Raw genomic sequence first — 13,535 nt, forward strand, 5'->3', positions numbered from 1 at the left:
GAACGACGTTTAGCTTTGAGCAACTTGATCTAATAATTGGCAGTTGGTGAATAGGTTTAGTTAATCCGCGCCCGATTCGTTCTTAAGGTCACATTAACCCCCTCACTGGATTGCTGAAGCACCAGTAAAGGAGTTGGTTTAGCTTTTTGATCCCAGTGAATCGAAACAATTCGTCCTTGAATCGTGGGTTGCCAGCTTTCATCCTCTGGAGAAAGAAAGGTTTCGATACAATCAATAATCTGGCTAATCGTGGCTGAGGTGGCTTGAGTGGGTAATTTAGTCAACTTGATTTGAATCCGGAATAGCACTCGCATGGTACGTTTACCACTGCTTTCCGTCTCGTACTTGACATCAAACAGTTCATCAACTTGCCTCCCTGTGGTGCTAGCAATCCCGATCGAACTTTGAGCCGCCTGATTCGGTCGTAGCGCCACACTGATGATTTGTTTTACCTTGATTTTGATTTGATTAACGATGGCAAAATGAAACACCTCTTCTTCCATCCGCAATCGCAAATAGTCTAAATTAAATTCGCGAGAGTGAACCAAATCCGGATTGGTTTCCATTTTGCGGATAGTGTTGAGCGCCAACTTCAACTTTTTCTGGAGGTCTTTGGTCTTAAACTGCTCAAATTTCAGCTTCTTTCCCATGTTATCTAGTTGTATTTTGCCATAGACCAGTAAGCCAATCGCGAGTAAGAGCAGTCCTATGGAGACAAACATCCAGGGTGTTCCAGAGGACTGAGTATCGGCAGGTGAAGGAGAGACAGCGGTTGGTGACGGCTGAGAAACTTGAGCTAATGTAGATTCTCTAGGGATAATCGGACTGGACATAATTCCTGCTGGAGAAGATGTAAGAGTTATTTCTAGAATGCCTTCTAGGGAGTGGATCTGGTGCAATCTTGCCCTGGTTAAGTCTACTAGGGTATCCCGACAGCGATTTTCTGTCGGTGGGGAAAACACTGTACCGAGCCGTAAACTCTTGCGAAAGTCCCCTAGGACTCCGCCATGAATGTTAGATTGTTCTGGATTTGTGTGGTTGATCGATTTGCCGCTTCAATGACAGATGCACTCATGCAAATTTTGAATTACAGTTCTGGAAAAAGGTAGCAGCAAACCGAGGTGTTCGTGCTGAATGTTACCCTTAATGGAGCCAGCGTGCCCGGTAGCTGCGAGCGTCAATGTGGCACAAATTGGGAAATCGACTATAGCGACCTAAGCCACCGGGCCACCACGGTTCAAGGGACCAGTAAATCTGATTGCCACTTAACCCTTCACACACAAAATCCATGGCATCTCCCACCAGATGCCGACTATACTTGGCACCCCCAACTGCTCGATTAACGTAAGGGGGACGATACCAACTGGTGACGATAAAAGGTCGCCCAATGCGATCGCGTGCCCGTTGTGCCAGTTTCGCAATGCGAACCATAGCATCCACTGTAGCTTGATTGGGGGGCATGCGCGTACCTCCATGGGTGGCTTCTGCCCAGGTAAAGCTACCATCGGGAATGATTGGTGCTGATAGCTGAATATTGTAAGGTGTCCAACGCTCAGGGCGTTTGGGAATCACCACAGGCGTCGGCTTTGGCGGTGCTTCTTGGGCTTGACGACGGGCTTCATTCATTCGTTTTTGGTCTTCCAGGAGAGATTGCACTGTCTGATTTCTGGTGGGCAAATCTCGCCAAAGTTGAACTAAACGGATTAAAGCTTCCCGTTGGTTGTCATCTTCTTTATAGTCCTTGGGTATCTTCCCGACAAAGCTGATCAGTTCTCGATCGAGTTCCGCTGCCAGTTTTTGCATGGCGGTGGGGTCAGTGGTACTTGCTTGCAGGATGTCCGGATTAATGCCTAGGTGACTTAACACCGTGGCGCGGGAGTCAAATTGATTCCAGAGTCGAAAGCCTTCGGTGAGGGCATTGCGTTGGCTACCTTGTCCCTGGTAGAACTTCGGCACGCGCTCGATGAATGCCACCAGAGCCGGATCAATAATATCGAGTTTTTCTTGGGGGGAGGCACTTTTTTCCAAAGACGCGATCGCTTCTTCTCGGGTTCGCAATTGACGCCACAGTTGAGTTAGGCGCAGCAGCGCTTCCCGTTGATGGGGATAACCGCTATAGCTACCAGAAACCCGTCCCATAAATTGCTTGAGGGGAATATCCAGTTTTGATGCATCCTCACGGGCTGATGTCACCTGATCCGTTGGCACTAAAGAACCAATGGTAGCATCCTGGGTATCCAGTTTCCGCCAAATCCGCACCGCTTCTAGCAACGCATCTCGTTGATGAGGTAATCCCGTATAATATTCAGGGAGTCGCTCCACAAGAGTCAGTAAGGCTTTATCTAGATAGGCAAGATTTTGAGGCAGGTTTTCGCTTCTGAAGTCAGCGGCTAAATCAGCGAGATACGCTTGTTTGAGCGACTCAAAGTTACTCGGTTCTAAACGCGCCATAAAGGGTTGACCGGCTGGCGGAACATATCCCCTAGCTACGTTTTTCAGGAATTCATCGCTATAGCGTCCCTGTTCTAGCAGCCATAAATCATTCCCTTGCTGTCCCTGAGCAATTAAACTATCGGTAAGCGCTCGGATAACATTAGCCGCATACTGAACTTGTTCCGGGAATGTATTCACCTGATCAGGTGATACCCGATTGGCAGGCGATATGCCTAACCCCGTTTCTTCATCAGCAAGAGTCGGAGACGAATGAACCTGATACAGAGCCGCCAAAATTGGCTTGTGAATTCCCACTCGTTCGGCGGCTAGAAGGTAATAATAATTCCGTTGGTCTGGTGATAGTATTGCCATGATAAATTTTGATAAACCAAGATATAAGACCCATTACACAATAATCTTTGACATCCTCCCCCACTAACCGCGTCACGGTATCGTGGGGGATTCCCCAAAAAAGTCATCAAAAAGTGACAATTGCACCTATTCTCCCTTTTTGGTTCGGTTCCTAGGCTCCCCACCCAGCGTCTTTGGCGGATAGTTAATTGTCTCTGACCTGTTCTAGTAAGAGATATATTAACCAGCAGGATACTCCCAAAACATGAAATTGCCCCGATTCCCCTACGATCAAGCCTAGTGGCTATGGTCGCAGTACCCTCGCGGCTTGATGATGGAGAGGCCTATTGATGTTAAAAAGGATAGCGTGCCGTTTCCGAGTACCAATTTAAATGACCCCGTATCCAGAAACGCAGTCCGTCAATGTAGCGTTTCAAACTTACATCTTCCGTCTCACCAAACGAGGGAAGACGTGATTCTAAGTTAAGAAATGCTTTGACCTCAGCATTGCACATTTCCACCGCTCGTTGGACAGCATCTGGCAGCGAGAGGTTATAGTCTTGCTTGAGTACCAAAACGATGTTATGAGGATTTTCCTCCCGTATTTCTCTATTGATTCCAAATACATCATTAGTCCAACCGATATGATTGCAAGCCATCATCGTCATCTGTTGGACATAAATATGTTTCAAGAATTTAGCATTGGCTGGAATATCCTTGGAAATCCAAGTTAAATCCAAGCTGGGAAATACCGCCAGCGGGTAGGGACGTAATTTTACATAGCTAGACAAATCGGGTATAATCCCCTCTAAACGATTGGTAGCTTCCCATACATATCCTTGGAGTTGCTGTTCTACATCGTGGGCAAAACGCTCAACCCATTCACCACTTGTCCGTTGGATTAATCGTTGGCGAATGTCTTGTAAGGCTTGAATAACCTTGTCATCTTCAACGGTGACTTCAGCGCCGTTTAATACATCCACTAAGCGTTGATGCAAAATAGATAATTTGTCCGGCTGTTTTCCTAAACTTGAAGTGTCACACACATCATCATAAATGCAAAGCCACATTAACAAGTCACTCATCAAATAAAGGTCATCTACCGAAGCATCGGGATGAGTGTAACCGACACACCAAGCTGCTTTTGCTGCTTGCAAAGCTCGATACTCGACCCCTTCCTCTGGAACAAGACCAAATTTACTCACCCATTGTAAGCTGTTTTTCTCAGCCGCCTCAGTATATTCGTTCAATGTTGTTTCTATCGGGCAATAGAATTCGGGAATATCTGAGCGTCGAATTCGATCCATTTAAAATATCTCCACTCTCAAATTAAAGTGTATGACGAAATCTATGACGAAAATTTAGTACGAGCCCCAAAATGAGTTTCCAGTAGCTTCCGGGCGATCACTGCGGAAAAATTCATCCATCAATCGGAATAATTCTGACTGAGAAATATGTCCATCGCCATTCACATCTAGGCGCTCAAAATTTTCTGCTGCCCAACTTGGCTCCACGCCATAGGCACTAACCAAATCGACATACTCTTGAGAGCTTATTTCACCATCATCGTTCTCATCAAGCACCCCCCAAAATACTTCAACTTGTAATTTAAGTACGTTTTCATAGGTGGCTGAGTTTATGATGGTTTCGTAATACTTCAGCCATTCTTCCTGAGTTACTGCTCCATCACCGTTTCCATCAGCCAAACTCAATTTTTCCCAAATGGACAATACTATTGAACGCAAATAGGCATAGTGCAGCGATTTTGGATTTAGCTTTCTTGATGTCGCTAATTTATCCACAATTAACCGAAAATCTGCTTCGGTCACAGTTCCACTTGCATCAGCATCCATTCGATTGAATAATGCTGTTAATTTTTTACTTTGTAGCTCAGTTAGCATGGGCAACTCCTGATGATAAAATCATCGATTTTTGCAGTCTTTTTGTTTTTCCGTAAAGTTTATTATTTTATCAAATACATTCAGTTCTGTCAATAGAAAGTCGGAGACGAATGAACCTGATACAGAGCCGCCAAAATTGGCTTGTGAATTCCCACTCGTTCGGCGGCTAGAAGATAATAATAATTCCGTTGGTCTGGTGATAGTATTGCCATGATAAATTTTGATAACCCAACATACGGCACCCATTACACAATAATGTATGGCTTTTTCATCGATTAACTCAGCAATAGCCGCCCATTGCTGGAAAAATCTACGTCTGATTGCCACAGATATGGATGGAACGCTAACACGACAAGGTAAATTTAGTGGGGATTTGCTGCAAGCGTTGGAAAATTTACAAGCAGCAGATATCCCTGTGCTTATTGTTACAGGTCGCTCCGCCGGCTGGGTTAGTGGTTTGGTAAATTATTTACCCGTGCAGGGAGCGATCGCGGAAAATGGTGGGTTATATTATCCAGCCGACGGGGAAGAACTTGTCTTTTTATCCACAATTGCTGACATAACTACCCATCGCCAACAATTAGCAGATACCTATCAACGTCTCAAATCCGAATTTCCCCAGATTCACGAATCGGCTGACAATCGCTTTCGCCTAACCGATTGGACGTTTGATAATCGTGACCTCACTGTGCATCAACTAGAACACCTCAACGCCCTGTGTACGTCCATGGGTTGGGGATTTACCTACAGTTCGGTGCAATGTCATATCAAACCCATATCTCAGGATAAAGCCACTGGGTTAATCCAAGTGTTACGCGACTACTTTCCCCAGTATCAACCTGAACAAGTTTTGACAGTGGGTGATAGTCCTAACGATGGGAGTAATGACGAATGTCTGCTAATGTAGTTACTTGATTAATAATTGATGCCTTTTAGCGACCTGGCTCAAATTCACGCCTCAAGGGTTGACAAGAAAGGCGTCGAAAAAAGGTGTAGGAGTAACATCTATGGTGCTGGTTGTCCAAAAATATGGTGGAACCTCGGTTGGCTCAGTTGAGCGGATTCAAACCGTTGCCCAACGACTCTCAAAAACAGTTCAAGCGGGTAACTCGTTAGTCGTCGTCGTGTCAGCGATGGGTAAAACGACTGATGGGTTAGTTAAACTGGCTCACGAAATTTCAGCCAATCCCAGCCGTCGGGAAATGGATATGTTACTCTCCACCGGCGAACAAGTCTCCATCGCGCTGCTAGCGATGGCGTTGCAGGAATTAGGACAACCCGCGATTTCTCTGACTGGCGCACAAGTGGGCATTGTCACGGAAGCCCAATATAGCCGCGCCCGTATCTTTAGTATCCACACCGAACGAATTTCTCGACATCTAGACGAAGGTAAAGTCGTTGTGGTAGCGGGGTTTCAAGGGATCAGTAGTCTGAATGACTTAGAAATTACCACCTTGGGACGCGGGGGATCAGATACCTCAGCCGTCGCGTTAGCCGCATCATTAGGAGCGGCTCGGTGTGAGATTTACACCGATGTCCCTGGTATTTTAACGGCTGATCCGCGCTTAGTCCCAGATGCCCAACTCATGGACGAGATTACCTGCGATGAGATGCTGGAATTGGCAAGCTTAGGGGCAAAGGTACTGCATCCGCGTGCGGTGGAAATTGCTCGGAATTACGGTGTACCCTTGGTTGTGCTATCGAGTTGGACAGATGCTCCGGGAACAAAGGTGATTTCTCCCACGCCACAACCCCGTTCTTTAGATGATTTAGAAATAGCTCGCTCGGTCGATGCTGTAGAATTTGATACCGATCAGGCAAAAGTGGCAATGCTGCGGGTTCCGGATCATCCCGGTGTCGCGGCACAATTGTTTGGTGAGATTGCGGGTCAAGATTTAGATGTGGATTTAATTATCCAGTCGATTCACGAGGGGAATACGAATGATATCGCTTTTAGTGTGAGTAAGGGTATTCTCAAACGGGCTGAAGCCGTCGCTGAAGCCATTGCACCCGCTTTGTGCAGCCCCACCAATCCCCGTGCGGATGAGGCGGAAGTCTTAGTGGAACCGGATATCGCCAAAATTGCGATCGCGGGGGCTGGAATGATTGGACACCCCGGTATTGCGGCTCAAATGTTCACCACCCTGGCAAATGCGGGAATCAATATTCAGATGATTTCCACCTCCGAGGTGAAAGTAAGCTGTGTGATTAATGCGGCTGATTGCCATCAAGCGATCGCTGTTTTGTGTGACACGTTTAATATTAAGAGTTCCCCCGCCCGTCTACCGATTTCTGAGAATGTAGAGACGTTGCATGGCGCGTCTCTACATTCAAACCCCGTCCGAGGTGTTGCCCTTGACCAAAATCAAGCCCGTTTAGCGATTCGCTATGTTCCTGATCGTCCGGGTATGGCAGCTCGGATATTTAGTATTTTAGCCCAGCAAGCAATCAGCGTGGATATGATTATTCAATCTCAGCGCTGTCGAGTGATTGATGGAATTCCCACACGCGATATTGCTTTCACCGTCGCTCAAGCTGAGGCGGAAAATGCCCAGAAAATTCTCCAAGAAGCAGCCCCTATTTTAGGGTACGGAGAGGTTCTCCTTGATGCCGATATTGCTAAAGTCAGTATTGTTGGTGCAGGAATGATTGGACAACCCGGTGTAGCTGCACAGATGTTTGCTGCTCTTTCTCAGCACAAAATTAATATTCAAATGATTACTACTTCGGAAATAAGGATTAGTTGTGTAGTGAATAAAGAGCAAGGGGTGACAGCATTACAAGCCATTCACCAGGCATTTGGGTTGGCGGGAAATCAGCAAATTGAAGTTCCAGCTTAGGAGTTATATCAAGTTCGGTTGAATACCATGTCATCAAGTACAAGGAATACTGGCTCGACGGGTAAAAAAGCTGACTAATTAAGGCTTTTGATCTAAACGAATCGCCCGATCCAACGCCGTTTTTTCCCTTGCCCTACCAACATAAGGCTCTAATTGTTTCACATCCAAACCGCTTAAAATACTTAAATCCTCCACATTCATCCCTCTCATTAGCATTTCCACACACCATGTCTGTCGCGCTTGCTCAATTGAGGGAGATGGCGTTTCCAAGCCAGAGGTAAAGTCACGCCATGCGGATCTTAATTCTGGCACAGACATCCGTTCCAAGGCTTCATTGACAAACAAGGGTGAGCGATCATCTTTACGATTTTTGAGCCATTGGTTTAAGGGATTGCGGGTGTAAGAACCATAGCGCTTGCCCATAATCCACTGATTCACAGGGACTTGACGCACGTTACCTTGAGTCACTTGCAACAAGTGTCTGTGGGCGTCACTAATTTGGTGCGATCGCTCTAAGGCAATAATTTCTTCTATCCGCAACCCCGCACCAAAGAGAGTATATGCGAGAGCATAATCCCGGAATCCGCTTTTTTTCGCTTGTTGCAAAATGGCATTAACTAAGGATGGGGGTAAATCGGCTACCGTCTCAGAGGAGATGGCTGGAGAGGGCAAGTTCGGGGAAGAATCGGGTACAAGCTGGCGCAATGTCTCCCCTTTGCTCCCGCTTTCCGGCTCCCCCTCCCCCTCCCCCTCCCCCTGTCTCTCTGGCTCTGCGTCGGCAAACGCTCCGTGTAATATGAGTTCGACCAAACTTTGCAAAAAATCCTCCTGATTCTGCCAAAGCCTGTGGAACTCGCTGGTTAGTTCAATCACCAAATACCCAAATAACATCCCATTAACCAAACTGGCTAATTTTTCCGCTGATAAACGCAAATGTAAGCGATCGCGTTGAATCACGGTGGTAAGATAATCAGCGAAGTCCAGGTTGGCTTGAGTAACACCTTCTCCTAACGCCTGACGATGCTCAACGGTGTATTTTCCTGACTCCCCAACCACAGAGCGCAATAATTCGGGCATTTGCGTCAGAACCTGAAGGCGATCGCGTCCATAGTTGGTCAACGCCTGCTCAAACGTCGTTGTCTGATCAACTTGGGATCTGAGGGATTCACCCAGACGGGTAAACACCCCAGAGTCTTCGATCACGGCTAAGAGCAATCCTTGTTTGTTACCAAAGTGACGGAACAGCGTGACTTCATTAACCTGGGCTAATTCAGCAATCTGACGTGTGGTCGTCTCGGTAACCCCCTGAACGGTAAACAACTCAAGCGCTGCTTGAATCAAACGCGCTCGTGTTGTAGAACTGGTACGAGACATAGTTTAGTAATGTAAGTAACACTTGCATTTTGATGGATAAATCGTTAAACTGATGATAGAAGTGTAAGTAACACTTGCACCTCAATTCCTACTGTAACGATACTCAATGACTAATACCTCCATCTCAGCGCTTCCTCAAAGTCGCGTTAATCTACCCTTTCATTGGCCCAGTCTGCTATTTTTTGGCACGATTCACGCTTTGGCACTGCTGGCGCCTTGGTTTTTTTCATGGTCAGCCTTGGGAATAATGATACTTCTCCACTGGCTCTTTGGCAGTATTGGCATCTGCTTATCCTATCACCGACTTTTAACTCATCGGAGTTTTCAAGTGCCTAAGTGGTTAGAATATATCCTTACCACCATTGGGGCTTTAGCTCTCCAGGGGGGACCAATTTTCTGGGTAGCAGGACACCGTCAGCACCATGCTCACCCTGATGATGCAAACAAAGACCCTTACTCAGCACGACATGGGTTTTGGTGGAGTCACATGCTTTGGCTGTTCTATCACAAACCCGAATTTTTTGATTCCCAAGTTTATCAAAAATTTGCTCCTGATATTGCCAGAGAACCCTATTATCGCTGGTTAGATCGCTATTTCTTAGCGCTACAAATTCCTCTGGGTCTATTGCTTTACCTAGTAGGGGGATGGCAATTTGTATTCTGGGGTGTCTTTGTGCGAGCTGTCGTACTGTGGCATAGCACCTGGTTAATTAATTCTGCCACTCACCTGCGCGGTTATCAGACTTATGAAGTTAATGATGGTTCTCGCAATCTCTGGTGGGCAGCTATTTTAACCTACGGAGAAGGTTGGCACAACAATCACCATGCTCAACCCAATGTTGCTCCGGCTGGACGTAAATGGTGGGAAATAGATATGACGTGGTGGGCAATTCAAATACTCCAAGGAGTAGGTTTAGCAAAGAAAGTTGTTCTACCACCCAAAAAGGCAGCATAGTACAGTTCCCTTGGAATTCAAAAGTATGCCATTGAGCAAGGGCGTTGGCTTAAAAGCTTGTTTTAATCAGATGTTCAGATTGTTTGAAGAGTTGGTAAATATATGTATTGCTAAACTCTAGATTTTAGAGGAGAGTAGGTCTTGAGTTAAATACTGTTTGGTACTAACTCAATTAATAAGTCAATATAACTGATCAGTAGTTTAATTGAACCATATAACCAGACAAGCATAGGTTATGTGGTTTTTTGCTCTAATATAGCAGTAGACACATCGATTAGGACTTTCTGAACTGTTGTAGAGACGTTGCATGCAACGTCTCTACATAAATGATGTGTCCTAACCGTCTTAGCGGTTGCTATATCTCCTGAATAACAGTAACGTCTACTCTAAATCAACGTATTCGGCTAAATTTTCAATCTGGGGATCAGGAAACTGATAAAGTAGACGCCACAGTACGGTATAACTCCCATCTAAACGCTGGTGAACGGGTTGAAAAGCAACAATAACATCGCTGCTCGGTGTATTGAGAATTTCTGGTAAATAGCGACGCTGCGCTCGGGAAATTGGTTCTCTTTTAAGTACGGCTTCAGGTAACTGGAATTGGATTAATCTGACTAAATAGGTATTATTTAGCGCAACCTCTGAACCTGTAGCCGCAGGTGGACTTAAAGGCGGGACAAACCCGATACCATCCTTACCCGTGTAAAAGCGCCTTTGATCTATTTGTAAGGCTTCTACTGCATTAGGCGGACGATAATTCAGGAATAAATCCCGTTGTTCGGGTGTCAGGGTGGGAATCGTTTTTAGGTTGGCGTCGAGTTGTGCTAAAGAAATGTCGCCTAAATTTACGATAAAACCATAATCCAGCCCCTGCAATGGAATGGTAAAGTTTCCATTTTCAATCTCCAGCGCCAAGCTAGGAACGTAATCCGTAGTCGGTTCTACCCCAGCAGTTAAGGGAAAGGGTTGGGGGAGGGGAGATATCAGGCGGTTTTGCAGCTTATTGGGATCAGGTTGATAGCTTTCGGCGAGAAAGATACGAGCAATCCCGGTGTTGGGTTGGGCAAGAAATTCGGCATATCGCTGTGGTTCTAAAGGCAAAAGACCCAAAGTACTCTGAGTTGGAATGACCGAATAGACACCGGGGTCAATTATACGAGCAGAGTCAGGAAATGCGGGTAATGTGGGTAGTAGTTGTTCCCGTGCGGCTAAAAGAGTTCGGGTAATAGCTTCTGGAGGCGCGATCGCAGGTTGTAGAGGCGGTTCCTGATAGTCTGTAGTCGGGCGCTTTGTCGGCATACCCAAGACGGGTGGTTCCGGTTTTGGGAAGTCAGGTACAGGCGAAAATCTCGGACGCAGTGGCGTTGCTAAATTCAGCCGCAATCCTATGCGTTGCTCATCGGGTAAGAGACTGGGTGCAGCTACCCCAGCTAGCATCGGTAACCGCATATCCAACAGATCAACCATTGGTTTCAGCTTTTGGGTAGACGCATAAAGATTGCAATACACCTGTCGCTGGGGTAAGGTTAACGGTGCAGGAAAATCGGGATCAGGGGTTCCGTTATTACAGAGAAACTGGGGAATTTGATACTGACTCTTCAAGAAGCGTTCCACTTTGCCTAGATGTAAGAACAGTTGCGATCGCGTCGCTTCTACTTGATATACATTAGGACTGTAGAATGCCCCCTCAATCCGATTAATCAAATTAAGTTGTTCTTGCACCAGTTGTTCGGCGGGACGCCAAAATCCTTGGGCAAACCTAGGTTGTTCTGTTGTATCTTGGGCATTTGCCGGGGACAGGGAAAGTAGCGGGAACGATAGCGATAAGGATAGTAATACAAATAAAGGCGAGTAGTGCATAAGTAGTCGGACAGGAAACTTTAGGGGCGCAAAGGAGGGTTCTCGATGTAACCGTAAAATCTATTCCACTATTTTATCAGTCGAACAGAGTTACAGCGCGATTGCGTGTAAGTGAGGTACACAAACAGATCCCCAACTTTTTGAATAAGTCGGGGATCTTGCTTAGTTGTTAAAATCGTAATGTGCTTCGTATTGTGCCAATGAATGTATCATCATTATCGCTATTATGATCAGGTGCAGTGAGCCAAATTATCCCTGGTGTAATTGTAATATTATCGGTTAATTGATACTGGTAGAATGCCTCTAGATGTAGGGATGTACTCGGATCATCAATGCCCAAATTCTTCAGGCTATCGCTCCTGTTGGTGACTTTGGGTTCCATCCCGACGATAAACCCCGCTAGATTGCCTGTTTTGCCTAAATCGGGTAAGGCTAATGTTACCGCCCAATACCAAAGATTAGCATCCCCTTCATTAATCACCTCGGCTGTGGTATAACCTGCCCATCCCCCGACAACAAATCGTGGATTAATTTGTACTGAAGCGGCGATACCAAAGGAATTTGTGACCACGGGCAAGTCTAATTGACTGACTAAATTAGTATCTTGACTCCCGACTTGCCAGTCTTGATTGTAAGCATTAACATAAGTCAAGCCAATCGTGGCGCGATCGCTCGGCTCATACTTGATTTGGGCTAATGCGCCATAAGCCCCATCAAATAAACCGTTACCGGGTTGAGGATTTCCCCCATTCCCAGCTAAATACCCTAAGCTGACTTCTAAGGTGTCACTCACTGCATGTCTTACCCCCAAACCCGCCCCCCTGACTAAATAATAAATGGGCGCACGAGTGGCAAAACGAGACACCGCCCCACTAGCACCATCCCCATCTAGATAAGGATTAATCGTATTGGTAAAGTCATCAGCATCTCCAGCATTCGCCGCGATAACGACTTGCGTCTGATTCCCGATGGGGAAACGGTACAATAGGGCATCAATCTCTAGGTCACTATCCCTAGCCCCAGTAAAGGCTAATTCTCCTTCTGGTGTACCTGTACGACGTTCCAGACTCCTTAACCCTTCGGCTTGCAGTCGGGTTATTAGTACATCTTGACCTGTAAAACTGGTTTCTAAATTTAAGCGGGTACGATGTCCCAATGTGGTTACATTATCATCCTCACTGACAATCCCCGCCGCCCCAATAATCACTTCCCCATCCAGTTGGGTTGTCGTCGAAAATTGCGTCAGTTCCAGTTCCCGAGTCCGGGCGGTTAGGGCGTCTACATCTGCTCTTAGCAGGGAGAGTTCTAAGACAAATTCATTGGTTAACTGTTCCAGTGTCACCAAGTCTGTTGGAGGAACATCGCGTCCTCTGGCAATTAGTAATTGTATCTGATCCAAAGCCTGACGTAATCCGGCGGCGAACTCATAGCGAGTCATAGCTCGATTGCCCTGGAACGTGCGATCAGGATACCCTGTGAGTATGCCATATCGTTCGATCAGTGATCGCAAGGCTGTATACGCCCAATCACTGGGTTGTACATCCCGCAACTGGGAAACATTCGTTACTTGACCCAAGCTATTATTATCGCTGTACTGATTAATTTGCTCTAAACGTTTCTCGGTGGGATCACTCGACTCATTCTCTGATATTTCTTTTCTCTCTAAGGTTTCTTCTAACCAACAAAACTCTCCCACGATCCCACACCCCTGCACCTCTACCTCTTGTGCCGTAAGGGTTCCAGCCCAAAATAGCCAAAACGCGATCGCAGGACTTATCCGCAGCAATTTCTGCCAAAGTTGATACATTTTTCGGTTTTTCC

General features: G+C 46.2%; 10 protein-coding genes and 1 pseudogene. 3 read left to right on the forward strand and 8 right to left on the reverse strand.

What is annotated here, in order from left to right:
- Window positions 1-56: 56 nt before the first annotated feature.
- From ACLGGO_RS13490 to ACLGGO_RS13510, 5 genes are all read right to left on the reverse strand, one after another.
- Entirely contained in the window at window positions 57-833 is a 777-nt protein-coding gene (locus ACLGGO_RS13490) for a hypothetical protein (protein WP_446335409.1), read from the reverse strand.
- A gap of 310 nt (window positions 834-1,143) precedes the next feature.
- Complete coding sequence (locus ACLGGO_RS13495; protein ID WP_446419704.1) at window positions 1,144-2,805, reverse strand: D-Ala-D-Ala carboxypeptidase family metallohydrolase; 1,662 nt, start codon at window positions 2,803-2,805, stop codon at window positions 1,144-1,146.
- Between the two features lie 332 nt (window positions 2,806-3,137).
- Window positions 3,138-4,091, reverse strand: coding sequence for a terpene synthase family protein (locus ACLGGO_RS13500; protein ID WP_446419705.1), 954 nt, complete (start codon window positions 4,089-4,091; stop codon window positions 3,138-3,140).
- Window positions 4,092-4,145: 54 nt separating this feature from the next.
- Window positions 4,146-4,685: an EF-hand domain-containing protein gene (locus tag ACLGGO_RS13505; RefSeq protein ID WP_446419706.1), complete on the reverse strand. Its 540-nt coding sequence runs from the start codon at window positions 4,683-4,685 to the stop codon at window positions 4,146-4,148.
- An 89-nt stretch (window positions 4,686-4,774) separates the two neighbouring features.
- On the reverse strand, window positions 4,775-4,897 hold the full coding sequence (locus ACLGGO_RS13510) for a hypothetical protein (RefSeq protein WP_446419727.1): 123 nt from the start codon (window positions 4,895-4,897) through the stop codon (window positions 4,775-4,777).
- A gap of 47 nt (window positions 4,898-4,944) precedes the next feature.
- Between ACLGGO_RS13510 and ACLGGO_RS13515 the strand changes: the two are divergent.
- Window positions 4,945-5,568 (forward strand): annotated as a pseudogene (locus ACLGGO_RS13515) (HAD family hydrolase); the annotation flags it as partial.
- A gap of 124 nt (window positions 5,569-5,692) precedes the next feature.
- On the forward strand, window positions 5,693-7,525 hold the full coding sequence (locus ACLGGO_RS13520; RefSeq protein WP_446419707.1) for an aspartate kinase: 1,833 nt from the start codon (window positions 5,693-5,695) through the stop codon (window positions 7,523-7,525).
- 78 nt (window positions 7,526-7,603) lie between these two features.
- Here the strand turns inward: ACLGGO_RS13520 and ACLGGO_RS13525 are convergent, their stop codons facing one another.
- On the reverse strand, window positions 7,604-8,899 hold the full coding sequence (locus tag ACLGGO_RS13525) for a TetR family transcriptional regulator (RefSeq protein WP_446419708.1): 1,296 nt from the start codon (window positions 8,897-8,899) through the stop codon (window positions 7,604-7,606).
- A gap of 106 nt (window positions 8,900-9,005) precedes the next feature.
- Here ACLGGO_RS13525 and ACLGGO_RS13530 point away from each other — a divergent pair, with 106 nt between their 5' ends.
- Window positions 9,006-9,854 (forward strand): acyl-CoA desaturase, encoded by an 849-nt coding sequence (locus ACLGGO_RS13530; protein ID WP_446419709.1) that lies wholly within the window; start codon window positions 9,006-9,008, stop codon window positions 9,852-9,854.
- Window positions 9,855-10,235: 381 nt separating this feature from the next.
- Here ACLGGO_RS13530 and ACLGGO_RS13535 read toward each other — a convergent pair whose 3' ends face one another.
- Both ACLGGO_RS13535 and ACLGGO_RS13540 read right to left on the reverse strand, forming a co-directional pair.
- Entirely contained in the window at window positions 10,236-11,714 is a 1,479-nt protein-coding gene (locus tag ACLGGO_RS13535; RefSeq protein WP_446419710.1) for a hypothetical protein, read from the reverse strand.
- 169 nt (window positions 11,715-11,883) lie between these two features.
- A complete protein-coding gene (locus ACLGGO_RS13540; protein ID WP_446419711.1) occupies window positions 11,884-13,521 on the reverse strand; it encodes an iron uptake porin in 1,638 nt (545 codons plus the stop codon).
- Window positions 13,522-13,535: the final 14 nt, after the last annotated feature.

It is taken from the genome of Coleofasciculus sp., from assembly GCF_046565525.1.
Lineage (GTDB): Bacteria > Cyanobacteriota > Cyanobacteriia > Cyanobacteriales > Coleofasciculaceae > Coleofasciculus.

Bases quoted from the DNA above. Each gene is read 5' to 3' on its own strand.
- ACLGGO_RS13525 (WP_446419708.1), bottom strand. From the start codon at position 8,899: ATGTCTCGTACCAGTTCTACAACACGAGCGCGTTTGATTCAAGCAGCG.
- ACLGGO_RS13510 (WP_446419727.1), bottom strand. From the start codon at position 4,897: ATGGCAATACTATCACCAGACCAACGGAATTATTATTATCTTCTAGCC.
- ACLGGO_RS13500 (WP_446419705.1), bottom strand. From the start codon at position 4,091: ATGGATCGAATTCGACGCTCAGATATTCCCGAATTCTATTGCCCGATA.
- ACLGGO_RS13540 (WP_446419711.1), bottom strand. From the start codon at position 13,521: ATGTATCAACTTTGGCAGAAATTGCTGCGGATAAGTCCTGCGATCGCG.
- ACLGGO_RS13530 (WP_446419709.1), top strand. From the start codon at position 9,006: ATGACTAATACCTCCATCTCAGCGCTTCCTCAAAGTCGCGTTAATCTA.
- ACLGGO_RS13535 (WP_446419710.1), bottom strand. From the start codon at position 11,714: ATGCACTACTCGCCTTTATTTGTATTACTATCCTTATCGCTATCGTTC.
- ACLGGO_RS13520 (WP_446419707.1), top strand. From the start codon at position 5,693: ATGGTGCTGGTTGTCCAAAAATATGGTGGAACCTCGGTTGGCTCAGTT.
- ACLGGO_RS13505 (WP_446419706.1), bottom strand. From the start codon at position 4,685: ATGCTAACTGAGCTACAAAGTAAAAAATTAACAGCATTATTCAATCGA.
- ACLGGO_RS13490 (WP_446335409.1), bottom strand. From the start codon at position 833: ATGTCCAGTCCGATTATCCCTAGAGAATCTACATTAGCTCAAGTTTCT.
- ACLGGO_RS13495 (WP_446419704.1), bottom strand. From the start codon at position 2,805: ATGGCAATACTATCACCAGACCAACGGAATTATTATTACCTTCTAGCC.